This is a genomic window from Geodermatophilus sp. SYSU D00742 (genome assembly GCF_054049935.1).
This window is the reverse complement of sequence record NZ_JBJGYJ010000017.1, coordinates 52235-78370: the sequence shown is the minus strand read 5'-3', so window position 1 is coordinate 78370 and position 26136 is coordinate 52235. Positions and strand designations below refer to the sequence as shown.

Annotated in this window: 22 protein-coding genes; 11 read left to right on the top strand and 11 right to left on the bottom strand. The window is 75.8% G+C overall.

Annotated elements, in window-relative coordinates:
- The first annotated feature begins 242 nt into the window (after positions 1-242).
- The 6 genes from ACI78V_RS13595 (at position 243) to ACI78V_RS13570 (ending at position 5724) form a co-directional block, all read left to right on the top strand.
- Positions 243-1361, top strand: coding sequence for a glycosyltransferase family 4 protein (locus ACI78V_RS13595; RefSeq protein WP_456851540.1), 1119 nt, complete (start codon positions 243-245; stop codon positions 1359-1361).
- Complete coding sequence (locus ACI78V_RS13590) at positions 1358-2329, top strand: Gfo/Idh/MocA family protein (protein WP_456851538.1); 972 nt, start codon at positions 1358-1360, stop codon at positions 2327-2329. The genes ACI78V_RS13595 and ACI78V_RS13590 overlap by 4 nt, the downstream gene beginning before the upstream one ends.
- A gap of 11 nt (positions 2330-2340) precedes the next feature.
- Positions 2341-3483, top strand: a complete 1143-nt coding sequence (locus ACI78V_RS13585) for a zinc-binding dehydrogenase (RefSeq protein WP_456851536.1) — start codon at positions 2341-2343, stop codon at positions 3481-3483.
- A 101-nt stretch (positions 3484-3584) separates the two neighbouring features.
- Positions 3585-4022 (top strand): hypothetical protein, encoded by a 438-nt coding sequence (locus tag ACI78V_RS13580; RefSeq protein WP_456851534.1) that lies wholly within the window; start codon positions 3585-3587, stop codon positions 4020-4022.
- 55 nt (positions 4023-4077) lie between these two features.
- Positions 4078-4254: a hypothetical protein gene (locus tag ACI78V_RS13575; RefSeq protein WP_456851532.1), complete on the top strand. Its 177-nt coding sequence runs from the start codon at positions 4078-4080 to the stop codon at positions 4252-4254.
- 45 nt (positions 4255-4299) lie between these two features.
- On the top strand, positions 4300-5724 hold the full coding sequence (locus ACI78V_RS13570; RefSeq protein WP_456851530.1) for an NADP-dependent succinic semialdehyde dehydrogenase: 1425 nt from the start codon (positions 4300-4302) through the stop codon (positions 5722-5724).
- 18 nt (positions 5725-5742) lie between these two features.
- On the opposite strand, the gene ACI78V_RS13565 is transcribed toward ACI78V_RS13570, so the two are convergent.
- Together ACI78V_RS13565 and pdxY are read right to left on the bottom strand one after the other, a co-directional pair.
- The gene (locus ACI78V_RS13565; RefSeq protein ID WP_456851528.1) at positions 5743-6648 is read right to left on the bottom strand and encodes an alpha/beta fold hydrolase; all 906 of its coding nucleotides are present in this window, start codon (positions 6646-6648) and stop codon (positions 5743-5745) included.
- 17 nt (positions 6649-6665) lie between these two features.
- The gene (pdxY, locus tag ACI78V_RS13560) at positions 6666-7517 is read right to left on the bottom strand and encodes a pyridoxal kinase PdxY (protein WP_456851526.1); all 852 of its coding nucleotides are present in this window, start codon (positions 7515-7517) and stop codon (positions 6666-6668) included.
- Between the two features lie 151 nt (positions 7518-7668).
- Between pdxY and ACI78V_RS13555 the strand changes: the two genes are divergently transcribed.
- Positions 7669-8844, top strand: coding sequence for a cysteine--tRNA ligase (locus ACI78V_RS13555; protein ID WP_456851524.1), 1176 nt, complete (start codon positions 7669-7671; stop codon positions 8842-8844).
- A gap of 331 nt (positions 8845-9175) precedes the next feature.
- Positions 9176-9853, top strand: coding sequence for a response regulator (locus tag ACI78V_RS13550; RefSeq protein WP_456851522.1), 678 nt, complete (start codon positions 9176-9178; stop codon positions 9851-9853).
- 24 nt (positions 9854-9877) lie between these two features.
- Here the strand turns inward: ACI78V_RS13550 and ACI78V_RS13545 are convergent, their stop codons facing one another.
- The 4 genes from ACI78V_RS13545 to ACI78V_RS13530 form a co-directional block, all read right to left on the bottom strand.
- Complete coding sequence (locus ACI78V_RS13545; protein ID WP_456851521.1) at positions 9878-11596, bottom strand: GAF domain-containing protein; 1719 nt, start codon at positions 11594-11596, stop codon at positions 9878-9880.
- Between the two features lie 72 nt (positions 11597-11668).
- Positions 11669-12148 carry a pyridoxamine 5'-phosphate oxidase family protein gene (locus ACI78V_RS13540; RefSeq protein WP_456851519.1) on the bottom strand — a complete coding sequence of 160 codons (480 nt, stop codon included), beginning with the start codon at positions 12146-12148 and terminating at the stop codon, positions 11669-11671.
- 248 nt (positions 12149-12396) lie between these two features.
- The gene (locus tag ACI78V_RS13535) at positions 12397-13035 is read right to left on the bottom strand and encodes a phosphatase PAP2 family protein (protein ID WP_456851517.1); all 639 of its coding nucleotides are present in this window, start codon (positions 13033-13035) and stop codon (positions 12397-12399) included.
- Entirely contained in the window at positions 13032-15434 is a 2403-nt protein-coding gene (locus ACI78V_RS13530) for a phosphatase PAP2 family protein (RefSeq protein WP_456851515.1), read from the bottom strand. The genes ACI78V_RS13535 and ACI78V_RS13530 overlap by 4 nt, the downstream gene beginning before the upstream one ends.
- 336 nt (positions 15435-15770) lie before the next feature.
- Between ACI78V_RS13530 and ACI78V_RS13525 the strand changes: the two genes are divergently transcribed.
- The 3 genes from ACI78V_RS13525 (at position 15771) to pgi (ending at position 19942) form a co-directional block, all read left to right on the top strand.
- The gene (locus tag ACI78V_RS13525) at positions 15771-17321 is read left to right on the top strand and encodes a DUF4389 domain-containing protein (protein WP_456851513.1); all 1551 of its coding nucleotides are present in this window, start codon (positions 15771-15773) and stop codon (positions 17319-17321) included.
- Positions 17322-17517: 196 nt separating this feature from the next.
- Positions 17518-18210: an ANTAR domain-containing protein gene (locus ACI78V_RS13520; RefSeq protein ID WP_456851511.1), complete on the top strand. Its 693-nt coding sequence runs from the start codon at positions 17518-17520 to the stop codon at positions 18208-18210.
- Positions 18211-18298: 88 nt separating this feature from the next.
- Entirely contained in the window at positions 18299-19942 is a 1644-nt protein-coding gene (gene pgi / locus ACI78V_RS13515; protein ID WP_456851510.1) for a glucose-6-phosphate isomerase, read from the top strand.
- Positions 19943-19994: 52 nt separating this feature from the next.
- Here pgi and ACI78V_RS13510 read toward each other — a convergent pair whose 3' ends face one another.
- The 5 genes from ACI78V_RS13510 to ACI78V_RS13490 form a co-directional block, all read right to left on the bottom strand.
- Complete coding sequence (locus ACI78V_RS13510) at positions 19995-21617, bottom strand: peptide chain release factor 3 (protein WP_456851508.1); 1623 nt, start codon at positions 21615-21617, stop codon at positions 19995-19997.
- Positions 21618-21812: 195 nt separating this feature from the next.
- The gene (locus ACI78V_RS13505) at positions 21813-22991 is read right to left on the bottom strand and encodes an alpha/beta hydrolase family protein (RefSeq protein WP_456851506.1); all 1179 of its coding nucleotides are present in this window, start codon (positions 22989-22991) and stop codon (positions 21813-21815) included.
- A 17-nt stretch (positions 22992-23008) separates the two neighbouring features.
- Positions 23009-23971, bottom strand: coding sequence for a fumarylacetoacetate hydrolase family protein (locus ACI78V_RS13500; RefSeq protein ID WP_456851504.1), 963 nt, complete (start codon positions 23969-23971; stop codon positions 23009-23011).
- Positions 23971-24909 (bottom strand): VOC family protein, encoded by a 939-nt coding sequence (locus ACI78V_RS13495; RefSeq protein ID WP_456851502.1) that lies wholly within the window; start codon positions 24907-24909, stop codon positions 23971-23973. The genes ACI78V_RS13500 and ACI78V_RS13495 overlap by 1 nt, the downstream gene beginning before the upstream one ends.
- 89 nt (positions 24910-24998) lie before the next feature.
- Positions 24999-26129 (bottom strand): FAD-dependent oxidoreductase, encoded by a 1131-nt coding sequence (locus tag ACI78V_RS13490; protein WP_456851500.1) that lies wholly within the window; start codon positions 26127-26129, stop codon positions 24999-25001.
- Positions 26130-26136 lie beyond the last annotated feature (7 nt).

The window sequence follows — 26136 nt, the reverse complement described above, 5'->3', positions numbered from 1 at the left end:
TCCTCGGGTGCGGCGGCCACCGCGTCGGCGTCGACGAGGTCGCACCCGCGGGCCCACCACCGGGATGCGGGCGTCCGGCGTGCGCCCGGGACGTATCCCTCCACCGGTGGTCACCACGCCGCACGACACACCCGGGTGCCGGCCCCCGGCGGGGACCGTCTGTCCAGGATCGCCTGGTGGGCGCTACGTTGCTCGACCCTGGCACCCGCCAGCGGACCCCCGAGCAGCGGTGGAGGGCAACGGTGCCCCGACGTCGATCGATCTGCCTGTACACGCCGTCGACCGACCCGTCGGGCATGGGCGCACACATGGTGGACCTGGTCGCGGAGTACGCCGGGACGGCCGACGTGGCGCTGATGATGCGGCCGACGCCCGGGGGACGGCGGCTGCTCGACCGGGCCGCGGAGCTCGGCGCCCGCACGGTCGAGCTGCCCTCTCCGCGGGACGTGCGGTTCGCGGAGGTGGTCACCGGGTTCCTGCACCGGCACCCGGTCGAGGTGTTCCACTGCCACGTCGGCACCGGCGCGGAGAACTGGGACGGCGTCCGCCTCGCCCGCCGCGCCGGTTGCCCCGCGGTGCTGCAGACCCAGCACCTGCCCTTCCTGGTGGCCCACCCGCGCAAGCGGCGGGCCTACCACCACGGCATCGCCGAGGTCGACCGGCTGATCGCCGTCTCGGAGGGGCTGCGCCGCACCTACCACCGCATCGGCGTGCCGCCGGAGCGGTTCACGACCGTGCCCAACGGCGTCGCCCCCCTGCACGGCCGGATCGGCCGCGACGCCGCCCGGGCCGCCCTCGACCTGGACCCGCGGCAGCCCGTCGTCCTGACCATCGGCCGGCTGACCCACATGAAGGGGCAGGGCCACCTGGTCGACGCGGTCCCCGGGCTGCTGGCGCGCTTCCCCGACCTCGCCGTCGTCCTGATCGGCGACGGTCCGTTGCGGGAGGCCCTGGAGAAGCGCGCGGCCGCACTCGGCGTGGGGGGCACCGTCCGGTTCGCCGGCCACCGGACCGACGCCCGCCAGCTGCTCGGTGCCGCCGACGTCTTCGTCCTCCCGTCCCGGCACGAGGGGATGCCCCTGGTCGCGCTGGAGGCGATGGAGGCGGGGCTGCCGGTGGTCGCCACGCGGGTCATCGGCAGCGAGGAGGTCGTGGTGGACGGGGTGACAGGGGCGCTGGTCCGGCCGGGGGACCCGGCCGCGCTCGGCGCCGCGCTGGAACGGCTGCTCGCCGACCCCGGGCTGCGGCGGCGGCAGGGCGCGGCCGGGCGGTGCCGTTACCTGGCCGGGTTCACCCGGGAACGGATGGCTGCCGACACGGCCGCGGTGTACGAGACCACCCTGCGCGGAGCCGGTCGGTGAGTCGTCTGCGGGTCGGGGTGGTCGGCACCGGGTTCATCGCCGGCCGGCACCTCGCGGCGCTGTCCCGGTTCGACGACGTCGAGGTCGTCGCCGTCGCCGACCCGGTGCGCGAGCGCGCCGAGGTGGCTGCCGCGCGGGTCGGGGCGCGGTGCCACGACGACGGGCTGGCGCTGCTGGAGGCCGAGGAGCTCGACGCCGTCTGGCTGTGCGTGCCACCGTTCGCGCACGGCCCGCTGGAGGCGGCGGCCACCGCCCGCGGCCTGCCGTTCTTCGTCGAGAAGCCGCTCGCCCTCGACCTGGCGACGGCGCAGGCGATCGCCGCCGAGGTGGCCCGCACCGGGCTCACCACCGCCGTCGGCTACCACTGGCGGCACCTGGACGTCGTCCACCGGGCGGCGGGGCTCCTGCCGGCGGGCGAGGTGCAGCTGGTGACCGGCTCCTGGCTGGACAAGACCCCCGCGCCGCCGTGGTGGTCGCGGCGCGAGGGGTCCGGGGGGCAGGTGGTCGAGCAGGCCACGCACGTGTTCGACCTCGCCCGCCTGCTCGCCGGCGAGGTGGTGTCGGTCGCGGCCGCCGAACGTCCCGCCGCGGCCGACGGCGAGGTGCCGACGGCGGCGGTCGCGGTGCTGACCTTCGCCTCGGGCGCGGTGGGCAGCGTCTCCTCGACCCGGGTCCTGGGCTGGCGGCACGCCGTGGGCGTGCAGGTGGTCGCCGACGGGCGCGTGGTCGAGCTGTCCGAGCGCAGCCTCGACGACCACGAGCTGCGGGTGGTGACCGCCGACGGGGAGGAGCTGCACCGCGACGGGGCCGACCCGGTCGCCACCGAGGACAGGGAGTTCGTCGACGTGCTGCTCGGCCGGGCCGAGCGGGTCCGGGTGCCCTACGCCGAGGCGTTGCGCACGCACGCCCTCGCCGTCGCCGCGGACCGGGCCGCGCGCAGCGGGACACCGGCCGTCCCGGACTGCTGAGGGGAGCCGGGGTGGGGGAGCGGCCGATCCGGTCGATCGGTGTGGTGGCGCCGGGACGGCCGGAGCTGATCGACGACGTGGAGCCCGAGCCGGGGCCCGGCCAGGCGTGGGTGCGCACCGAGTGGAGCGGGGTCAGCGCGGGCACCGAGGTGGCGCTGGTGCGGGGCACCGATCCGCACCACCGGCTGCACTGGGACCCGGAGCTGCGCGTCTTCGACCCCGACCGGCCGCCCGCGCCGTACCCGGTGCGGTCGCTGGGGTACATGGAAGTCGGCCGGGTGACCGAGAGCCGGACCCCCCGGCTCGCCGAGGGCGCCCTCGTCGCCATGGCCTACGGCCACCGCACCGGCCGCTGCGCCGACCCGGACCGCGTCCCGGTGCTCCCGGTGCCCGCCGACCTCGACCCGGTCCTCGGCGTCTACCTCGCCCAGATGGGGCCGATCTGCGTCAACGGCCTGCTGCACGCCGCCGCCGACGTGGCCGGCCCGGGAGCCGGGGTGGACGCCGGCGTCCGCGACCGGTGCGTCCTGGTCACCGGCGCCGGCGTCATCGGGCTGCTGACGGCGCTGCTGGCCGTGCGGCACGGGGCGGCGGAGGTGGTCGTGGCCGAGCCCGCCGCACCCCGCCGCGCGGTCGCCGAGGCGCTGGGGCTGACCGCCCTGGACGACGCCGACGGGGCGGCCTGGCGGGCGGTGAAGCACCAGTGGCGCCACGGGCCCGGGGACACCGGCGCCGACGTCGTCTTCCAGTGCCGGGGCCACGACGCGGCGCTGGCCACCGCGCTCAAGGCCCTGCGGCCGCAGGGGACCGTCGTCGACCTCGGCTTCTACCAGGCCGGCGCCGAGGCGGTCCGGCTCGGTGAGGAGTTCCACCACAACGGCCTGGCCGTCGTCTGCGCGCAGATCGGCCGGGTGCCCCGCGGGATGGCGGCGGCCTGGCCGCGGGCGGCGCTGGCGGAGGTCACCCTCGACCTGCTGCGCACGCGGGGGGACGACGTCCGCAGGCACCTGGTCACCGACGTCGTCCCGTTCGAGGAGGGACCGCGGCTGCTGGCCGACCTCGCCGGGCGCCGCCTGGCCGCCCCACCCCTGCAGGCGGTCCTGCGGTTCGGCCCGGACGAGCAGCCCGACCGGCGTGTCGCGCACGAGTCGTGACGGACGTACTTGTTCCACGAGGGCCGGAGGGGGATCGTGCCTGGTAACGCCGCGGACGCCGGGAGGCCGGGCTGCGCGGCGGCTCCAGGGGAGGGGCCGTCATGGAGTGGGCCATCGTCAGCGTCGTCGGCTTCGCGCTCGTCACCGGGCTGGTCATCGCACTGGCCCGCCAGAACACCGCCCGGTGGGAGCGCGACCGCCGGGCCGCACGGGCCGCTCTCCCGCCACCGGAGCCCTCCCCGCGGCAGCTGGCGGCGGCCCGCCTCCACGCCGAGCTGGTGCGGCGGGCCCCCCGGCTGGCGGAGCACCTGGCGCACGGCCGGGTCGCCCTGCGCCGGCCACACCTGGGGCGCGGCGGGACCGGCCTGCACCTGCCGCAGCTGTCCCTCCGGCTGCCGCACGCCCACATGCCGCACCTGCCGCACGGCCGCGTCGCCCTGCACCTCCCGCACCTCGCGCTCCGGCGGCCGCACCTGGCCGTCCGGCGGCCGCGCCTCCCGCACCTCCGCCGCCGCGGGCGCCGCCGCACCGACGCCTAGCCCGACCCGCGGGGGCGCGCGTGTGCGCCCGGCCGGTTCGGGGAACCCGTCGGGCATGTCGAAGAAGCCCAACCAGCAGGAGCAGCAGGCGGCCGCCCGCCAGGCGAAGAAGGAGGGCATGTCGCCCAGCGAGGCCGGCGCGACCACGGGGGCCTCCAAGCAGATGCGCCACGTCGCCAAGGGCGACGACCGGCACGAGCACTCCAGCGCCCAGGGCAAGAGCAAGACCTGAGCCCCGGGAGACGCCCGCACCCGCAGCAGCGACGGGAGGACCCCCATGGCCATCGCCACCATCAACCCCACCACCGGGGAGACGCTCAAGACCTACGAGCCGCTGTCCGACGAGGCGCTGGAGGACAAGCTCGCCCGCGCCGCCGCGGCCTTCGCCGACTACCGGCTGACCACGCCGGCGCAGCGCGCCGGCTGGCTGCGGGCTGCGGCCGACGTCCTGGAGGCCGACACCAAGGCCGTGGCCGAGCTCATGACCACCGAGATGGGCAAGACCCTCGCCTCGGCGAAGGCGGAGGCCGGCAAGTGCGTCAAGGCACTGCGCTACTACGCCGAGCACGGCGAGGAGTTCCTGCGGCCCCGGCCCGCCGACGCGGAGGCGGTCGGCGCCACGGAGGCCTACGTCGTCCACCAGCCCCTGGGCGTCGTCCTGGCGATCATGCCGTGGAACTTCCCCCTCTGGCAGGCGATGCGTTTCGCAGCGCCCGCGCTCATGGCCGGCAACGTCGGCCTGCTCAAGCACGCCAGCAACGTGCCGCAGACGGCGTTGTACCTGGAGGAGCTGTTCGGCAAGGCGGGCTTCCCCGCCGACGTCTTCCAGACCCTGCTGATCGGGTCCCGGACCGTCGAGCGGGTGCTGCGCGACGACCGGGTGGTCGCCGCCACCCTGACCGGCAGCAACGCCGCGGGGCAGTCGGTCGCCGCGATCGCCGGTGACGCCATCAAGAAGACGGTGCTGGAACTCGGCGGCAGCGACCCGTTCATCGTCATGCCGTCGGCGGACCTGGACACGGCGGCCGAGGTGGCGGTCACCGCGCGCTGCCAGAACAACGGGCAGAGCTGCATCGCCGCCAAGCGGTTCTTCGTCCACCGCGACGTCGCCGAGGAGTTCACCCGGTTGTTCGCCGGGAAGCTCGCGGCCCTCACGGTGGGCGACCCGATGGCCGAGGACACCAAGGTCGGCCCGCTGGCGACCGAGGACGGGCGCGACGACGTCGAGCGGTACGTGCAGGACGCCGTCGACAAGGGGGCGACCGTCGTCGTCGGGGGCAGGCGGGTCGACCGGCCCGGCTGGTTCTACGAGCCGACCCTGGTGACCGACGTGACCCCGGAGATGGCGATCTGGTCGGAGGAGGTCTTCGGACCGGTCGCGGCGCTGCACACGGTCGCCGACCTCGACGAGGCCATCGAGCTCGCCAACGACCACGTCTACGGGCTCGGCGCGAACCTGTGGAGCGAGGACGACGACGAGCGGGCGCGCTTCATCCGCGACGTCCAGTCGGGCATGGCGTTCGTCAACGGCATGGTCACCAGCTACCCGGAGCTGCCCTTCGGCGGGGTGAAGCAGAGCGGCTACGGCCGCGAGCTCACCGAGGTGGGCATGTACGAGTTCACCAACGCCAAGACGGTGTGGATCGGGCCGCCCAGCCGGCAGCAGGACGAGGGCGACACCGCCTCGGCCGCCAGCGAGTGAGCCCGGGCCGGGCGCCGGTCAGCGGCGCCCGGCCAGCCACGCCTGGATCCGGTCGGCGGTGCCGGCCGGGTCCTCGAGGTGGGGCACGTGCCCGACGCCCGGCAGCACCTCCAGGCGCCAGTCCGGCATGGTGGTGGCCAGCGCCCGGGCGGCCGCGACCGGCGCCAGCGGGTCGTCCTCGCCCTGCAGGTACAGCGTCGGGGCGGTGACCCGGGCGACGGTCTCCCGGAACCGCCGGGGGCGCATGAGCAGCGCCATCGTGTCGGTGATGCCCCGCCACTGGGTGGCCTGCGCGGCCGCGGCGTCCGGCCGGGTGGCCCGCTCCCCGGTCTCGGCGACCACCACCGGCACGACGTCGGTGGGGAGGCGGTCGGTGTGCGGCGTCGCCTGGCGCACCTGCTGGGCGACCACCTCCTCCGGCGTCATCCGGCGCAACCGGGCGGCGACGGCCCGCTCGACCGGGGGGAGCCGGAGGAACGCGCGCCGGGCGGCGAGCACCGGGTCGACCGGGAGGCGGGTCGGGCGGGGGACCGGCGGCCCGATCAGCACCAGCCGGTCCACGGTCTCCGGCGCCTCGGCGGCGTGCAGGAGCGCCAGGACGGCGCCCATCGACTGGGCCACCAGGACCACCGGCTCGCCGACCACCTGCTCGACGACCCGCCCGATCAGCCGCCGGTTGCCCGCTGCGGTGCCGGCCGCCGAGCGGCCGTGCCCGAGCAGGTCGACGGCGAGCACCCGGCGGTCGCGGGCCAGCAGCGGACCGAGCAGCCCGAAACCCAGCGCGGAGGAGCCCAGGCCGTGCACGCACAGCAGCGGCGGCGCGCCGGCCGGGCCGCCGAGGTCGAGGACGTGGACCCGGTCACCGGCCAGCTCCGCGTACGCCGATCGGGCACCCGGGGGCCAGGGCGCGGGCTGCGGGTCCACGGCGGCTCCTCGGGCGCTCAGAGCTGGTCGACGTCGAACGACCGGGAGGGTGCCACGAACTCCTCCTGCGCGGCGACGAGCAGGATCTCCCGCGACCCGGCGTCCTCGGTGCGCTTGAGCAGCCCGTACACCGACGCCGCAGCGCGGCCGAGGGCCAGCCCTGCGTCCCGGGTCTCGAGCCAGTGCGCGAGGAACAGCGCCGCGATCGCGTCGCCGGCGCCGTTGACCGCGACGTCCAGCCGCGGGGTGCGTACCCGGGAGTGCCGGCCACCCTCGGAGGCGAGCAGGTCCACGCAGTCCGCCGGGGTGTCGTCGGTCACCAGGGACGTCGTCAGCACCACCCGCGGGCCCATCGCCTGGACGGCGGCCACCGCGTCGGTCACCTCGGCCAGCGTGTGCGTGGTGCGGCCGGAGAGCGCGTCCAGCTCGTAGTGGTTCGGGGTGACGATGTCAGCGGCGGGGACGGCGACCTCGCGCATGAACTCCGGGATGCCGGGGCGGACGAACACGCCGCGGCCGACGTCGCCGATGACCGGGTCGCAGCAGTAGACCGCCGCCGGGTTGGCCGCCCGCACCCGCTGCACGGTCTGCACGACGGCGTGGCCGATGTCGGCGGAGCCGAGGTAGCCGGAGAGGACGGCGTCGCAGCGGCCGAGCACGCCGCGCTCGCTGATGCCCTGCACGACCTCCTCGATCGCCGGTCCGTCGAAGACGCGGCCGCGCCACTCGCCGTAGCCGGTGTGGTTGGAGAACTGCACCGTGTGGACGGGCCACACCTCGACGCCGAGGCGCTGCAGCGGGAACACGGCCGAGGAGTTGCCCACGTGGCCGTAGGCGACGTGCGACTGGATGGAGAGGACGGCGACCATGGGCAGAACCGTCGCACAGGGCCCGGTCACCGACGAGGGCCAGTTCCCGCCGGGCGGCGTCGCGGCGGTCCCGGCGTCCGCGGGCAGCTCGATCGTGGTGACCGGCCGCCCGCTGCGGTGCCCGGCAGGGCGGGGCGGGCAGGATGGCGGCATGGCACTGCCTCCCCTGAGCTCCTCCGGCGTCGTCGGCGTCGCCGGCCGGATCGACGAGCCGGTCGACGTCCGCACCGGCGACCTGCGGCTGGCCGGGCGTCCGCTGCCGGTGACCAGCCCGGCGCGGGTCTACGTCTGCGGCATCACCCCGTACGACGTCACGCACCTCGGGCACGCCGCGACGTTCGTGTGGGCCGACGTCCTCGGTGCGGTGCTGCGCATGGCCGGGGCCGACGTGGTCACCAGCCGCAACGTCACCGACGTCGACGACGTGCTCACCCGCGCGGCCGATGCCCGGGGCCGGCACTACGACGAGTTCGCGCTCAGCCAGGAGTTCGCCTTCGAGCAGGACATGCGCGCCCTCGCGGTCCGGCCGCCGACGCATGCACCGCGCGCCCGTCACCACATCCCGCACGTGCAGCAGCTGGCCGCGGCGCTGCTGCGCGCCGACCGCGCCTACGTCCGCGAGGGGCACGTCTTCTTCCGCGCGGGGGACGTCGCCGCCCGGGCGGGCCTGGACGCCGCCCGCGCCCGCGAGCTGGCCGCCGAGTTCGGCGACGCCCCCGACGACCCGCTGCGGGAGGACCCCCTCGACGTGCCGGTGTGGCGGCCGTCCGGGGACCGCGACCCCGCCTGGCCCAGCCCCTGGGGCTGGGGGCGGCCCGGCTGGCACGCGGAGTGCGCGGCCATGGCGACGGCGACCCTCGGCCACGGTGTCGACGTCCTCGTGGGCGGGGCGGACCTCGCCTTCCCGCACCACGCGCACCAGGCCGCGATGGCCGAGGCCGCCTCCGGCGTCGAGCCCTTCGCGCGGGCGCAGGTGCACGTCGGTGCGGTGTCGCAGGACGGCGCCAAGATGGCCAAGTCCACCGGCAACCTCACCCTCGTGGCCGACCTGCTGCGGGTCACCTCCGGCCCCACGCTGCGCCTGCTGGTGCTCGACCGGCCGTGGGCGCAGCCGTGGGAGTACCGCCCGGAGTCGCTGGAGGCGGCGCAGGCCCGCCTGGACGCGCTGTTCTCCGCCGCGGGCCGGCCGTCGTCGTCGGCCGCGGCGGCGCACGAGGTGACCGACCGGCTGCTCGACGACCTCGACGTGCCCGGCGCCCTGGACGTCGCCGTCGCCGACGGCGGGGACGCGGCGCGGCTGTTGATCCGCGTGCTGTCCCTTGGCTGAGGGGTGTCCGGCCGCGGTGGCGGCGGCTCAGCAGGAGCACGGCACGATCCCCGCGGCGGGCACCGTGCCGCCGCCCACCGGCTGCGCGGCCCTCACCGACCGGCGCCTCGACAGACGCCCGTCACCGATGGCCCGGCTCGGGTCGGAACGGTGGTGGTCGTCTCCGGGGTCGGCGGAGGGACGGCCGCGCCGATGTCGGCAGCCGCGCCGCAGGCGTGACGAGCAGCAGGTCACGGAGGACCTTCGGCCCTACGTGCGCGGGTCGATCGTCGCCCTAACCTGAGGCCGGAGCGGCCCCACGGGGGCCCGGTGCGGAACGGACGGTGGGCCGGTGGGCGACGGTGGGCAGCGACGCCAGATCCGGGTCTTCCTCCTCGACGACCACGAGGTCGTCCGGCGGGGGGTGGCCGACGTGCTGGAGAGCGACCCGGGGATCACCGTCGTCGGGGAGGCGAAGAACGCCGCCGAGGCACTGGCGCGGGTGCCCGCGCTCCGGCCGGACGTCGCCGTCCTCGACGTCCGGTTGCCCGACGGGGACGGCGTCTCGGTCTGCCGGGACCTGCGGTCGCGGATCCCGGAGCTCCGGGTCGTGATGCTGACCAGCTACAGCGACGACGAGGCGCTGTTCGAGGCCATCATGGCCGGGGCCTCGGGCTACCTGCTCAAGCAGATCCTCGGGCAGGACCTCGTCGCGGGGATCCGCGCCGTGGCCGAGGGCGGCTCGCTGCTCGACCCGACCGCGACGACGGCGGTGCTGGAGCGACTGCGCCGGGTGGCCGAGCCGGCCGGTCCCCTGGCCAAGCTCAGCGACCAGGAGCGCACGGTCCTGCAGCTGATCGGGGAGGGGCTGACCAACCGCCAGATCGGCGAGCGCATGTTCCTGGCCGAGAAGACGGTGAAGAACTACGTCTCGCACCTGCTGGCCAAGCTGGGCCTCGAGCGCCGCACGCAGGCCGCCGTCCTCGCCACCGAGCTGCGCGGCTCCGGGAGCGCGTCCCGCCCGGTCTGAGCACCGCGACCGGCCCCGGCGGGCTCAGCGCAGCGGCGCCCACCAGCGCAGCCGGGTGCCACCCTCGGGCAGCGGCTCGACGGTGGCCGCGCCGCCGCGCCGCCGCGCCCGCTCCTCCACGTTGCGCAGGCCGCTGCGGGCGGCCCGGCGGTCGATGCCGCGGCCGTCGTCGACGACCTCCAGGACGACCTCGTCGGCCACGTCGAGGGTGACGGTGACGTGGGCGGCACCGGAGTGTCGTGCCGCGTTGCTCACCGCCTCCCGCGTGACCGCCTCCAGGTCGGCGGCGAGCTCATCGGTCACCAGGCTGTCGACAGCGCCGGACATGCGCACGGTGGGGTGCAGGTGCCGCCCGGCGGTCTCGGTCACGATGTCCAGGAGCCGCCGTCGCACGCTGGCCGGCTGGTCGCCGTCGCTCGTGGTGTGCAGGTCGAAGATCGTCGTCCGGATGTCCCGCACGGTCTCGTCCAGCTGGTGCACGACCTGCCGGATCCGCTGCTGGGTCTCGGGGTCGGGCACCCGGGGCAGCACCGACTGCAGGCTCAGGCCGGCGGCGAACACCCGCTGGATGACGTGGTCGTGCAGGTCCTGCGCGATGCGGTCACGGTCGGCGTAGACGTCGAGCTGGCGGGCCAGGCGCTGGCGCGCGGCCATGTCCAGGGCCGCCGCCGTCTGGTCGGCGAAGGTGTGCACGAGCGGCTCGAGGGCGGCCGGGAACCGCGCCGCGCCGGCCCGGCGGGCGGCGACCAGGACGACGTCCTCACCGGAGCTCCCGCGCAGCCGGACGCCGGTGGCCGGCCCCCAGGAGACGTGCGCGTGCGGGCCGGCCCAGGCCGACCCGCCGCAGTCGACGCTGACGACGGCGTCGGTGCTCGACGCCGCCTCGAGCACCGGGTTGGTGTCCGGCGGGAGGCGCTCGCCGATGGCCGGCTCGAGACCGGTGCCGCACTGGGCCCGGACCACGAAGCAGCCGTCGACCGGGTCGGGGCCGACGAGCAGCCAGGCCGCGTCGGCCTGCGTCAGCTCGGCCACCCGCTCGGCGATGAGCCCCAGCACGTCCTCGGACAGGCCGGCGCTGAGCAGGCACGCGCGGACGTCGGAGACGGCGGCGGTCCACTGCCGGCGCGCCTCCTCCTCCTCGTAGAGGCGGGCGTTGTCGATGGCGATGCCCGCTGCACCGGCGAGCGCGGTCAGCACCGCCTCGTCCTCGGCGGTGAACTCACCGTGGTGCTTCTCGGTCATGTAGAGGTTGCCGAAGACCTCACCCCGGACGAGCACGGGTACCCCGAGGAAGGAGCGCATCTCGGGGTGGTGCGGCGGGAAGCCCACCGACGCGGCGTGCCGGCTCAGGTCGGGGATGCGCAGCGCGTGCGGCTCGGTGATGAGCTGCCCGAGGACGCCCTTGCCCTCCGGGAGGGAGCCCATCCGGGCCGCGAGCTCGTCGTCGATGCCGACGTGGATGAAGGCAGCCAGGCCGCCGCCGGAGGCCAGCACGCCGAGCGCTCCGTAGCGGGCGTCGACCAGGTCGACCGCGGACTCCACGATGCGCTTGAGGGTCGACTCGAGGTCGAGACCGGTGGAGACGCTGAGGAACGCGTCGAGCAGGTGCTGCACCCGGGCCTGGCTGCGCGCCACCGTCGCCAGGCGGTCCTGGACCTCGTGCAGCAGCTCGGTCAGCCGCATACCGGCCAGCGGCGAGGCCCGGGCGGCCGGTGCGGCGTCCGTCGCTGGCTCTGGCGGCATGGGCTGTCCCATTCCCTCGGGAGTTCCGAGACTGCCACGGCCGGTGGGCGAGGGGAAGGCGCTGCGGCCCGCTCAACGGCCGCGGGAGGCCAGACGGGGCAGACGGTCGCGGGCCGGCGACCGGAGGGGCGCGTCCCGCCGCGGCCCGGCGCGCCAGCCGGCCACCAGGCCCATGGCGACGCTGATGTAGCAACGGTCGGGCCAGAGTGCGGGCCGTGGCCAGGGCAGCCGGTCCAGCGCCGCGATCTCGGTGTGGTCGGTGACCGACCGGGAGGGACCGACGACGGTCACCGTCCAGCCGGTGCAGGTGTCGGGGTCCAGGGAGTCGACCTGGAAGGCGACCACCGCGCCGCTGGTACGGGGCACCAGGTGGCTGCCCGACCGCGAGGGGATGACGATCTCGTCGCGGTGCACGCAGAAGGAGACCGGGGCGATCGCCGGGAGGGCGTCCCGGGTGTAGCCCAGGCGGCCGATGCGGACCGTCGACAACAGGGACCGGCAGTCGGGGTCGTCGAGGTCCTCGACCACGTGGTCCGGGGCGGGGGGCGGCACGGGGACCTCCTGGTCGCGGGGAACGTGGAAGGGACGCGGGATGGTCCCCGCAGGTGGTTCGACGGGGCCTGTCCGACTCTGCGTGGGACGGGCCGCCGGGCAGAGGGACCTACGTCCTGACCCGGCCCGCCAGTCGTCCCACCAGGTCAGGCCGGGCGTCCGGGGATCCCCGCGGTGACCTCCTCCGCCCACCGGCGCACCAGGTCACCGGGCCGGTGGCCGGGCCACCGCGTCGGCGTCCGCCCCGGTCAGCGGGCCGCCCTGAGCGGTGCCGCGGCCCGGGCCGGCACCCCCAGCAACAGGCCCAGCGCGGCGCCGATCGCGACCCCGAGGGCGGCACCGCCCACGACGTCCAGCGGCGCGTGCGCGCCGAGGTACACCCGCGACACGCAGACGAGCGCGGCGAGGACGACGAGCAGCGCCCGCCACCGCCGCCGCACGTACGGGGCGAGCAGGACGACGATGCCGGCCGCGACGACCGCGTGCCCCGAGGGATAGGCCACCCCGGCCGACGGCACGTCGCGCAGCACCGCGCCCGGGATGGTGGCGCCCGGCCGCTCCCGTTGCACCAGCCCCTTCACCAGCTCCCCGTGCACGAGCAGCTTGAGCGGCACCAGCAGGACCAGCCCCAGCGCCAGCCGCCACCGCCGCAGCACCAGCGCCGGGACGGCGACCAGCAGCGGCATCCCGATGACACCGAGCAGCTGCACCGCCCACAGCGGACGTTCCCAGGCGCCGGGCCAGCCGTTGGCCCAGGCGAACACCGCACGCTCGCCCGGCCCGACCTCGCCGGAGGCGACCGCCCACGAGCACAGCGCCGCGACGCCGGCACCCGCCAGTGCCAGCCAGGCGTCCGCCGGCCGCCGGCGGTACGCGGTCCCGCTCACGCGCCGAAGCGGTGCTCGAGGCGCGCGGTCAGCAGCCAGCCCAGCGCGGCCGGCAGCCAGAACGCCAGCACCCGGAAGACGAGGGCGGCCGCGCAGGCGCTGGCCAGGGGAGCGCCCAGAGCCGTGAGCGCCAGCAGCAGCGCGACCTCGGCGGCTCCGGGCGCGCCGGTCATCGGCAGCACCGACCAGAGCAGGTGCAGGGCGGCGTAGACGGTGGCGGTGGCCAGCACGGCCACCGAGCCCCCCGTCGCGTGCACCGCGGCGGCCAGCGCCCCGGCCTCCAGGACCACCCCGGCCGCCGACCACCCGAACTGGGCCCCGCGCCGCCCGGGGACGCCGGCCGGCACGCGGGCCAGCGCAGCCAGCAGGGCGGGCAGCCGCCGCCGCGTGCGGGGCGTGGGGTCGTGCCGGCCCGCCAGCCACTGGCCGGCGAGCACCAGCGCCCAGGCGGCCAGGCCCAGCGCGACCGCCGGCACGAGCGCCTCGGGGGCGTCCCAGTCGCCGAGCCGGCCCTCCACCACGGCCATGACGAGCATCCCGCAGGCGACGACGAGCGCGGCGACGACCGCGCCGAGCACGTACCGGTCGGTCGAGCGCCGGGCGTCGGCGGGCAGCACGCCGGCCCGCTCGAGGAACCGGGCCGCCGACCGGCGCCAGCCCTCGCCCCCGTGCAGCAGGGAGGCGGCGTCGGCCGCCAGGGAGGCGGCGCAGGTCCGCCCGAGCGCCAGCCGTCGCTCCACGGTCAGCAGGGCCGCCGCCGCGTTCGCCGCCCGGGCCAGCACGGCGAGCGCGAACGCCGCGCCCAGCCAGCGCCAGCCGCCGTCCTCCACGACGTCGGAGAACTCCGTCGCCCCCGCCAGCAGCGGCACGCCGACGAGGACCAGTCCGGCGCCGCCTGCCACGGCCAGACGGGCCGCGAGCCCGGGCGGGCCGAACTCGGGCCGGTCGGGGTCGGGCAGGCCCAGCCGGTCCCGGAGGACACGGCGCAGGGCCTCCAGCCGGGCACGGTCCTCCCGCACCGCACCGCGGGTCGCCGACGTGAGGCTCATCGGGGTCAGCTCGGGCAGCGCCGAGGCGACGACGTCGGGCCCCAGCACGGCCAGGGCGGCGTCGACCACGACCGCCGGGTCGGCGCGCAGGGCGAGGGAGGCCAGGAGCTCGGCGACGTCGGCGGCCATCGCGTCGTCGGAGGCGCCGGTGAGCGCGTTGCCGAAGTCCACCACCCACGGCCGGCCGTCGGGGTCGACCAGGACGCTGGCGGTCCCCAGGTCGTGGTGCGCGATCCGGGCCGCCCGCAGCAGCGCCACCTGTCGCCACACGTCGGTGAGCAGCGCGGGGGTCAGCTCCTCGGGCGGCAGGTCGTCCAGCCCACGGCCGGTCAGGTACTCCTGGACGACGATCGCGCCGCGGTCCTTGCCGCGGGCCAGCAGCACCCGCGGCACGTGCACCCCGCGCTCGCGGGCGATCATCGCCGCCACGGCCTCGTGCTCGGCCTGGCGGCCCAGGGGCGCGACGGCGTCGGCGTCCTTCACGTCGCGGACGGCCAGCAGCCGCCACAGCCGGTACAGCCAGTCCCGCTCCCGGCGGTCCGGCTCCAGCCACTTCACGTACAGGCGGCGGCCGCGCTCGTCGACGGCCTCGAAGGGGATCGAGCTCCGTGCCTGCACGGCGGCCGGCCGCACGTCGCGCACCGGCAGGCCGTAGTGCGCCAGCCAGCGCGCCACGCGGTCGGGTGGCACCACCAGCCGGGGGACGCCGAGGGCCCAGTGCACCAGCGAGCCGATCGCCCAGCCCACGCCGAGCCCACCCAGGATGTCCAGGGGCAGGTGGGCGCCGACGTAGACGCGGGCCAGGGCGACGGTCCAGGCCAGTGCCCAGGCCGTGCGCCGCGCCCGCCGGGGCAGGTACGGGACGACGGCGGTGGCCAGTGCCGCGGCGACCGCCGAGTGGCCGGAGATGAACCCGAGGCCGCCGACCGGGCCCTCGGGGAAGTGCGCGTCGAGCGGGAACCCGCCCGGCCGCTCCCGCTGCACCACGCCCTTGACCAGGTCGGCGGCGAGGTAGGCCAGGACCCCGGAGACCAGCATGTCCCGCGCCATGCGGACCCGGCGGGTCAGGGCGGCGAGTCCGGCGACCACCGGGACGGCCACGACGTTGCCCAGCTGCATGACCACCCAGACGACCGGGAAGACCTCCGGGGGCAGGTCGTTGACGATCTGGAAGAGGTTCTGCTCGAACACCGGCAGGCGGCCGCGCTGGGCGATGAGGAACCCCAGCCCCAGCACCGCGAGCCCCAGCACCACGCGCACCAGGTCGACCGAGTGCCGCTGGACCGGCCGGCGCCCGGTCCGTGGCGGCTGGACCGCCGCCTCGCCGGCGGGCAGGACGCGGGAGGTCATGGCCCGGTGCTCACCCGGCGCCGGCCGCGGGCCGGGAGCGCCGGCCCCACCCGGACCGGGCCGGCGGGTCCTCCCACCGGCGTCGTGCCATGCCGATCCCTCCCTCGACCGCGCCGCTCCCGACCGCTGGGTGCCAGCATGCCCGGCCGCTCCCGGCCGCGGGAGGGTCGCCGGCGGCGGGCACCGGTGCCCGGACCGGTGCAGGGACCTCCGTCATCCCCGGACGACGACGGAGGGAGGTGTCGACCAGCAGCGGCACCGGCCGAGGCTGGGTGCGCCCCGCCGACGGTCGCCGCGCCCCGCCCGGCCCGAGCGGGAGGAGCGGAGGTCCCCAGCGTGACCGAGGAGCAGACGCCCTACCCGGTGCGGGTCGACGCGAGGATGGACCCGCCGCTGTCGCGCTGGTTGTGGCTGGTCAAGTGGGTCCTGCTCGTCCCGCACTACGTCGTCCTGGCGTTCCTGTGGGCCGGCTTCGTCGTCCTGACCATCGTGGCGTGGTTCGCCATCCTGGTCACCGGCCGCTACCCGCGGGCGCTGTTCACCTTCAACGTGGGCGTGCTCCGCTGGTCGTGGCGGGTGCACTACTACGGCTACGCGGGGCTCGGCACCGACCGGTACCCGCCGTTCACCCTCGCCGACGTGCCCGACTACCCGGCCCGCCTGGAGGTGCCCTACCCCGAGCGGCTCTCCCGCGGGCTGGTGCTGGTGAAGTCCTGGCTGCTGGCGCTGCCGCACTGGCTGGTGCTCGCGCTGTTCGTCGGCGGCGGTCTCTGGCTGGCCGGGCAGGACGGGCCGGAGGACTCCGGCTGGGCCGCCGGCGGCCTGGTCGGTCTGCTGGTGCTCGTGGCGGCGGTGGTGCTGCTGTTCACCGGCCGCTACCCCCAGCCGGTCTACGACTTCGTGCTCGGCATGGACCGCTGGGTGCTGCGCGTCGCCGCCTACGTGGCGCTGATGACCGACCGCTACCCGCCGTTCCGGCTGGACATGGGCGGCACCGACCCCGGCACGCGGCCGGTCGGCCCCGGTGGGCCGCCACCGTGGGGCCCGGCCGCGGCGCCGGTCCCGCCGGCAGGCTGGAGCACCGGCCGCGTGGTCGCCGTCGTGGTCGGTGCGGTCCTGCTGCTCACCTCCACCGGCCTGCTCGCCGCCGGCGCCGGCCTGGCCCGGGCCGACGCCACCCAGCGCGAGGACGGCCACCTCTCGACGCCGGCCGCCGAGCTGGCCACGTCGCGGTATGCGCTGGTCACCGGCTCGATCACCCTCGACGTGGCGGGGGACGAGTGGCTCGTCGACGACGTGCTCGGCGACGCCCGGCTCCAGGTCACCCCGGCCGACCCGGACGTCGAGGTGTTCGCCGGGGTGACCCACACGACCGATGCCGAGCGGTACCTCCGCGGCGTGGGGCACCGGCAGATCGACGAGCTCGGCCCGGACGGCGGCCTCGTCGAGGGCCGGGACGTCGTCGGGGGTGCCCCGCCCGCCGCGCCCGCGGACGTGGACATCTGGGTCGCGCAGGCACAGGGCACCGGCACGCAGACCGTCGACTGGACCCCGGCCGACGGCGACTGGACCGTGGTGGTCATGCGGGCCGACGGCACCGCCGGGGTGGACGTCGACGCGCGGGCCGGCATCACCGCTCCGGGGCTGCCGTGGTTGTGGGGTGGCCTGCTCGTGGCGGGCGGCGTCCTGCTGGTGGCCGGGGCGCTGCTGGTGGGCCTGGCGGTGCACCGTGCGGCCTCGTCCGGCCCCGGCAGCGCGGTGCCCGCCGCGCCGGCCCCGTCACCCGGACCGCCCATGACCCCGTCGGGCCCGCGTGTCACACCGCCGGCCCCGCGCAGCGCCCCGTCCAGCGACCAGCCGGTGCGCGGGCCCGGCGCCACGGGTTGATCCCGTGCTCCTCCGATCCTGCGGCACCGCGCGGGAAGGACTGTCGCGCGGGCGCCGGAGGCGGCACGGTGTGCGCCGTCGTCCCCAGGCGCGCGGGACGGCCGCTCGATCAGATCGAGGTCCTCCCATGGTGCTGCACGACCGGAGCCCCGCGACGCCGCGGGATCCCGGGGCGGCGTTCGCCGAGCTCGCTCACATGCCCGTCCCCACCCAGTCGCTCACCGACAGCCTCACCCGCATCGCCGAGCTCGCCACGGCGGTGCTGCCCGGCCCCGCGGAGGCGGCCGTGGCCGTGCTCCGGGCCCCGGGCGGCGTCATCCGAGGGGTGACCGCGCCGCTGGCGGCCGACCTGGACGGGCGGCTGCGCACCGCCGGTCCGCGACACCTCCCGCCGGCGGAGGACGCGCCGCTGCTGATCCGGGACACCGCGCAGGAACCGGCCTGCGCGGAGTTCGCCGCCCACGCGCGGCGGCACGGCGTCACCAGCGTCCTGTCCATCGGGCTGCCCCTGGACGGGCGGACCGTCGGCTCCCTGAGCGTCTTCCGCACCGGCGGCGGCCCGTTCGACGCGGTGTCGCTGGAGCTGGCGCGGGCCTTCGCCGCGGTGGCCGCGGGCACGGTGACCCGCGCCGGGGAGCACGCGGCGACGGCGGACACGGCCCGCACGCTGCGCGTGGCGATGGAGTCCCGGGCGGTCATCGAGCAGGCCAAGGGGGTGCTCATGGCCCGGCACCACTGCTCCGCGGAGGAGGCGTTCCGGCGCCTGGCCACCGAGTCGCAGCGGACCAACCGCAAGCTCCGCGACCTCGCGGCCGACCTCGTGCGCGCCGTGCAGCAGCGGCCGCGCCGCGCGCGGGGCGCCGCCGTCCCCGGCCCCGGGCCGGGGTAGCGGGTCCACCGCCGGAACGCGCCGCGCGTTTGTGCTGCCGGTGTCCGGCCCACCAGGCTGAGGGGAACCCGACGGCCCGGAGGCAGCAGTGGACACCAGCCTGGACATCACGGCGACACCGGAGTGGGCGGCGCTGGCCGACCACCACCGCACCCTGGCCGACCGGCACCTGCGGGAGCTGTTCGCCGAGGACCCCGACCGCGGACGGCGGCTGGCCGCGCGCGCCGGTGACCTGTACCTGGACTGGTCCAAGCACCGGGTCACCGACGAGACGCTGCGGCTGCTGGTGGCCCTGGCCGAGCGGGCGGGCCTGCGGGAGCGGATCGACGCGATGTTCCGCGGCGAGCACGTCAACCCGACCGAGGACCGCGCCGTCCTGCACGTGGCGCTGCGGGCGCCGGCCGACGCCGCGCTGACCGTCGACGGCCAGGACGTGACCGGCGACGTGCACGCGGTGCTGGCGCGGATGCGCTCCTTCGCCGACCGGGTGCGGTCGGGGGAGTGGCGCGGGCACACCGGGCGGCCGATCCGGGCGGTGGTGAACATCGGCATCGGCGGCTCGGACCTCGGCCCGGCGATGGCCTACACGGCGCTGCAGGCCCGCAGCGACCGCGGCCTCACGGCCCGGTTCGTCTCCAACGTCGACCCGACCGACTTCGCCGAGGCCTCGCGCGACCTGGACCCGGCCGAGACGCTGTTCGTCGTCTCGTCGAAGACGTTCACCACGCTGGAGACCCTGACCAACGCGAAGGTCGCCCGGGACTGGCTGCTGCGCGGGCTGGGCGGCGACGAGTCGGCGGTCGCGAAGCACTTCGTGGCGGTGTCGACCAACACCGAGGCGGTGCGGGAGTTCGGCATCGACCCGCAGAACATGTTCGAGTTCTGGGACTGGGTCGGCGGCCGGTACTCCTTCACCTCGGCGATCGGCCTGTCGCTGATGGTCGCCATCGGTCCCGACGCCTACGACGAGCTGCTCGCCGGCTTCCACACGATCGACGAGCACTTCCGGACCGCGCCGTTCGAGTCGAACCTGCCGGTGGTCCAGGGGCTGTTGAACGTCTGGTACACCGACTTCTTCGGCGCACAGACGCACGCCGTCCTCCCCTACAGCCAGTACCTGTCCCGGCTGCCGGCCTACCTGCAGCAGCTGACGATGGAGAGCAACGGCAAGTCCGTCCGCTGGGACGGGCAGCCGGTGACGACGGCGACCGGCGAGGTCTACTGGGGCGAGCCCGGCACCAACGGCCAGCACGCCTTCCACCAGCTGCTGCACCAGGGGACGACGCTGGTGCCGGCGGACTTCATCGGCTTCGGCGAGCCCGACCACGACATCGGTGAGATGCACGACCTGCTGATGGCGAACATGTTCGCCCAGTCGGCGGTGCTCGCCTTCGGCAGGACCGCGGAGGAGGTGGCGGCCGACGGCACCCCGGCCGAGGTGGTGCCGCACAAGGTCATGCCCGGCAACCGGCCCTCGACGACGATCCTCGCGCCGAGGCTGACGCCGTCCACCCTGGGCCAGCTGGTCGCCCTCTACGAGCACACCGTCATGACCCAGGGCGTCGTCTGGCAGATCGACTCGTTCGACCAGTGGGGTGTCGAGCTCGGCAAGGTCATGGCCCGCCGGCTGGAGCCCGCGCTCACGTCCACGGAGGCCCCGCAGCTCGACCAGGACCCGTCGACGACCGCGCTGGTCGAGCACTACCGGGCGCTGCGCGGTCGCCCCGTCTGAGGGAGGACGCCGTCCCCCTCACCGCTCGCGGGCTCGCCTCCGGTCGGCCCCCTCAGCCGAGCTCGGCGGCCACCATGGGGACCAGGGTGAGGTGCGGCTTGTTCTGCTCGAGCACCCGCAGCGACCACTTGTCGGTGAACAGCGCCAGCAGCTGCCCGTCGGGGCGCGCCAGCACCTCGGCGTTGCGGGCGGAGGAGAGCTCGGCGGCGGACTCCGCGTCGGTGACCCGGGCGAGGTTGTAGGGCAGCGGCTCCAGGGAGATCCGGGCGCCGAACTCGTGCTCCATCCGGTGGGCGGCCACCTCGAACTGCATGGGTCCGACGACGGCGAAGACGGGCGCGCCGTCCCCGCGTCGCTCGGAGACCAGCACCTGGACGACGCCCTCGCCGGCCAGCGTCTCGATGCCCTTGCGGAACTGCTTGTACCGGCTGGTGTCGGCGACCCGGGCGACCGCGAAGTGCTCGGGCGCGAAGGTCGTCACCGGGGGGTAGGTGACCGGCCGCCCGGCGTGGAGGGTGTCCCCGACGCCCAGCGCCGCGGCGTTGACCAGGCCGACGACGTCGCCGGGGTAGGCGGTCTCGATGGTCTCCCGGTCGCGGCCGAAGACCTGCTGGGCGTACTTGGTGGCGAAGGGCCGGCCGGTGCGCGCGTTGGTGACGACCATGCCGCGCTCGAAGACGCCCGAGCAGACCCGGATGTAGGCCAGCCGGTCGCGGTGCCCGGTGTCCATCCCGGCCTGCACCTTGAAGACGAACGCGCTGAACGGGGCGTCCAGCGGGTACGGCTCGCCGGCGGCGTCGGGGCGCGCGGTGGGCGCCGGGGCGAGGTCGACGAGGACGTCGAGCAGCTGGCCGACGCCGAAGTTGGAGACGGCGGAGGCGAAGAGCACCGGTGTGGTGGCCCCGGCCAGGAACAGCTCCTGGTCGTGCTCGGCGCCGGTCTCGGCGAGCAGGTCGGACTCCTCGACCGCCTGCTGCCAGGCGTCGCCCTCGCGTGCGGCGGCCGCGGCGGCGGGGAGGACCTCCTCGGGGGCGACCGTGGCGCCGCCGGCCGTGCGGGTGAAGTGCCGGTAGGTGCCGTCGCGTCGGTCGAGGACGCCGCGGAAGTCACCGGCGGTGCCCACCGGCCAGGTCAGCGGCGTCGGCGTGAGGCCGGTGCGCTCGGTGATCTCGTCCATCAGCGCCAGGGCGTCCATGCCCGGCCGGTCCCACTTGTTGACCACGGTGACCACGGGGATGCCGCGGTGCTTGCAGACGGCGAACAGCTTCATCGTCTGCGCCTCGAGGCCCTTGGCGGCGTCGACGAGCATCACCGCGGCGTCGACTGCGGTCAGCACCCGGTAGGTGTCCTCGGAGAAGTCCGCGTGCCCGGGGGTGTCCAGCAGGTTCACCACGCAGTCGCGGTAGGCGAACTGGAGGGCCGCGGAGGTGATCGAGATCCCGCGGTCCCGCTCCATGTCCATCCAGTCCGACACGGTGCCGCGCCGGCCCGCCTTGCCGTGCACCGCGCCGGCCGAGCCGATCACCCGGGCGTGCAGGGCCAGGGCCTCGGTGAGCGTCGACTTCCCGGCGTCCGGGTGGCTGATCACCGCGAACGTCCGCCGCCGGGCGGACTCCCCGACGACCGGGTCGTCCGCCGGACGTGCGCCGACGACGGCCATGGGGGACGAGCTCACGGGGACTCCTGGGTACGCGGGTGGGACGGGGTGCCGGTCCCGGACCGCTGGGCTGCGGAGACCGCGCGCAGTCCCGGGACTCCCCGTCCTCCCGACGTTACGGCACGTACCGTGCCGGGCGCCGTGTCCGTCGCCACCCGGGTCGGGGCAGCCCGCGCCCGGGCCGGTGCCCCGGGCCCGGGCGCGAGCGCCGGGTCACCCCCGCCCGAGCTCGGCGAAGGTGTCGGCGACCCAGTCGGCGATGAAGGTGCTCACGTACGGCAGGTGGTCCAGGCCGATGTGCTCGGTGGCGCCCTCCTCGGGGGTGAACACCCGCAGCTCGCGCTTGGGCGAGTTGACCGCCTGGTCGTAGGAGCGGTGCGCCATCTCCAGCGGGATCTGCCGGTCGCTGGCGCCGTGGGCGATGAGGAACGGCACGGTGATGTTCTCGACGACGCCGTCGAGGTGCACGCCGTCGGCGAAGTCGAGGAAGGCGTCGAGGTGGTGCTCGTCGCCGTCCTTGCCCCAGACCCAGAGCACGTGCTCCCAGTAGTGGGGGACGGGGCGCTCGCCCTCGCGCTCCTTGCGGCGGCGCTGGACCGTGCCCCAGTCGTGGTTGGCGCCCCAGGCCACGCAGAGGGCGAACCGCTTCTCGAAGGCGGCCGCGCGGGGGGCGTAGTAGCCGCCCAGCGACCAGCCGACGATGCCGATCCGGCTCGCGTCGACGTCGGGCCGCTGCTCCAGCCAGTCGACGGCCGCACCCGCCCAGGCCTCGGTGTCGATGCGGGCGGTCAGCGCCTGCAGGCGCAGCGCCTCGCCGGTGCCGGGCTGGTCGAGCATCAGGCAGGAGATGCCGCGGGCGGCCAGCTCCTCCCAGTGGCCGGAGGAGTACATGTGCTCCTTGGTCGAGTCCAGGCCGTTGACCAGCACGACCACCGGCACGGGCCCGTCGTCGGCGGCCGGCGCGACGCTGAGGTAGGCCGGCAGCGTGGTGCCCTCGTAGGGGATCGCGACCCGCGAGACGCGGGGGCTGTGCAGCTCGAACGCCTTCTGCGCCAGCTCCAGCAGCCGCCGGTAGGTCGGGATGCGGTTCGGGTCGGAGTGGGCGAGCATCCGCTCGGCCTGGGCCAGGTAGTTGCTGGCGCGGGCGTACAGCCGGCCGGCGGTGCGGGGGTGCCCGGCCTTCTCGGCCTCCTCGGCCTGGCCGACGAGCTGGTCGGTGAGCGCCGTCCACGCGCGCAGGAAGTCCGGGGTGCCGGCGTCCTCGCCGGCGTTCGCGGCGTCCTTGATCGGCCGGCAGGCGCGGTCGACCTCGTCGATCAGCCCGCCGGAGTTCAGCGTCGCGACGACGCTGAGGTTCCAGGTGTAGGGACCGGTGGGGAAGTACTCGAACACGGGTGGGTCCTCTTCTCTCAGGTGGTGCGCGTGCGGGTGCGCGGCCGCGGCCGGGCGGGGCGGACCGGCGGCAGCTCGAGGCCCTCGACGACGCGGTTGCGGATGGTGCCGATGCCCTCGACGGTCATCTCCACCACGTCACCCGGCTGCAGCGGGGGCGGGGTCTGCTCGCCGCGCCGGCCCCACAGCTCGCCGAGGCAGCCGCCGTTGCCGCAGGTGCCCGAGCCGAGGACGTCGCCGGCGCGCACCTCCGTGCCGCGGGAGGCGTAGGCGATGAGCTCCTCGAACGGCCAGCCCATGTTGGAGAGCAGGTCCTGGCCGATCCGGGTGCCGTTGACGCTGACCCGCATGTCCAGGGCGAGGAAGCCCTCGTCGTCCCGGTGGGGCTCCAGCTCGTCGGCGGTGACCAGCCACGGGCCCAGAGTGGTCGCGGAGTCCTTGCCCTTGGCCGGGCCCAGCTTGACCGCCATCTCGCGGAACTGCAGGTCGCGGGCGGACCAGTCGTTGAGGACCGTGTACCCGAAGACGTGCTCGCGGGCCTGCTCCGGGGTCAGCGACGCGCCGTCCCGGCCGACGACGACCGCCACCTCGAGCTCGAAGTCGAAGCGCCGCGAGCCGGGCGGGACGGCGACGTCGTCGAACGCCCCGACCAGCGCGTACGGGTTGGTGAAGTAGAAGGTCGGCGCCTGGTACCACTCCGGCGCGACCGGCTCGCCGCTCGGGGCGACCATGCCCTCCACGTGCTCCTCGAACGCGACGAAGTCGCGCACCGTCGGCGCGGCCAGCGGCGGCAGCAGCCGGACGCCGTCCACGGGCACCGCCGGCCGCTGCAGCGCCGCGGCGCCGGCGTCGAGCGCGGCCGGGAGCCCCGCCCGGACGAGGTCCAGCACCGTCGTCCGGGCGGGGAGCTCGTGCAGTCCGGCGTCGCTCACCACGCCGGCGCGGACCTCGCCGTCGGCCTCCCAGGTGGCGAACCGCATCAGACCGGCGGGGCCACGAACAGGCCCTTGTCCGGGTCGTTGAACGAGCGCGCGGCGACGAACTCGTTCATGGCGTTGGCGGTGCCCCACTGGTCGGAGACCTCGGGCCGGGTGAAGTCGTAGACGTGCGGGTGCCAGGTGTCCTCGTCGAGGACCTCCAGCTCGGTCGTGTACTCGACGGTGTTGCCGTGCGGGTCGAGGAAGTAGGAGAAGGTGTTGTTGCCGGCCAGGTGGCGGCCCGGGCCCCAGATCTTCTCGACCCCGGCGCGCAGCAGCCGGCCGGTGCCGCGCATGTACTCGTCGAGGCCGCGCAGCTCGAAGCTCGCGTGGTGCAGCGACGGGTGCGGGCCGCGGGCGATCGCCATCGAGTGGTGCCAGGCGTTGGTGCGCAGGAACCACATCATCGAACCCATCCGCGGGTGCATGAGCGTGTCCGACAGCGAGAAGCCCAGGTGCCGGTCGTAGAAGGCGACGGTGGCCTCGGGGTCGGCGGAGTTGACCACGACGTGGGACAGGCGGACCGGGACGGACTCGCCCTCCTCGATCTGCCGGTGCTGCCGCACGGCGACGTCCGAGCTGACCTCGATGGTGCGGCCCTCGTTGTCGAAGAACCGGAAGCCGTAACCGCCGCCGGGGGTCTGCAGCGTGCCGGGCTCGGTGACCAGCCGGACGCCGTCGGACGCCAGGCGGCCGGCCAGGGTGTCGACGTCGGCGGCGTCCCGCGCCCCGAAGGAGATCAGGTCGATCCGCTTGTCGGCGGACTCCCGCAGCCGGACGACGTACTGCTCGGGGGAGCCCTCGGCGGCGAGGAAGGTGAGCCCGGAGTCGGTGTGCTCCTCCGTGAGGCCCCAGGTGGTCGTGAAGAAGCCGCGCTGCACGGCGAGGTCGGGCACGGCGAGGTCGACGTGCCGCAGGTGGGTGATCAGGCGGTCGGTCATGGTGGGTGTCGCTTCCTTCCGATCAGGACGGCCCTCCTGCAGGGGCCCGGCGCGGGCGTGCGAGCGCCGGGGGGCAGGAGGGTCCTTCCTCAGGCGGGCTGGCTGGTCAGCTGGGCGATGCGGCGCATCACCGCGGGGACGTCGCCCCGGACGTGGTCGAGCTGCCACTGGGCGACCTGGTTGGAGGCGTCGACCACGGTCGTCGCGCGGTCGAACCGGCGGGCGGTGAAGGCGTCCCACAGGCCGTCGTCGACCGTGGTCCGGGTGAGCAGCAGGTCGGTGAGGGCGTAGGCGTCCTCGAGGGCCTGCGCGCCGCCCTGGGCGATGGTGGGCGGGCAGGTGTGCGCGGCGTCGCCGATGAGCACGACCCGGCCGCGGTTCCACGGAGCGGGGAGGAGGTGGGTCTCGAACCAGGTGTAGTTGACCCGGGCCGGGTCGGTGAGCGTCGCGCGGATCTCGTCCCAGGGGCCGTGGTATGCCCGCGACAGCTCCCGCATCGTGGCCAGCTGCTCGTCCGGGGTCAGCGTGGAGCGGTCCTGGGCGGGCTCGACGATGTAGGCGTAGAGCGAGTCCTCGCCGGTGGGGCAGTAGCCGGCGATGAACGACGGCCCGCCGTAGTAGAGGTCGGTGCGGGTCACGCTCGCCGGCCGGGGGCCGAAGGCACGCCAGATGCCCATGCCGACCGACCGGGTCTCCAGGTCGATGCCCAGGGCGCGGCGGGTCCAGGAGCGCACACCGTCCGCGCCGACGACGAGGTCGTAGCGGCCGGTGGACCCGTCGGCGAAGGCGACGTCGACGCCGTCGGCGTCCTGGTGCAGCTCGGTGTGCGTCGTGCCGAACCGGACCTTGACGCCGACCTCGACCGCGCGGCCGACGAGGATGCGCGCGAGTTCGGGTCGGGGCATGCCCATGGCGGCGGGCAGGTCCGGGCCGCCGGTCCTGGCGTCGGGGATCTCGGCGACCACCGTGCCGGCCGGGTCGGGGGCCCGGATGCCGGTGACGTCGAAGGCGTAGCCACTGGCCTGCACCTGCTCCCAGACGCCGAGGGTGCGCAGCTCGCGCAGCGCGTTGCCCTGCAGCGTGATGCCGGAGCCCAGCGCGCTGGTCTCGGGCTTGATCTCCACGAGGTCCACGGCGACGCCGGCCTCGGCGAGGCGGACGGCGGTCGCGGTGCCGGCCAGGCCGGCGCCGACGACGAGGACCGAGTTCACGGCGGACACGGGGGTG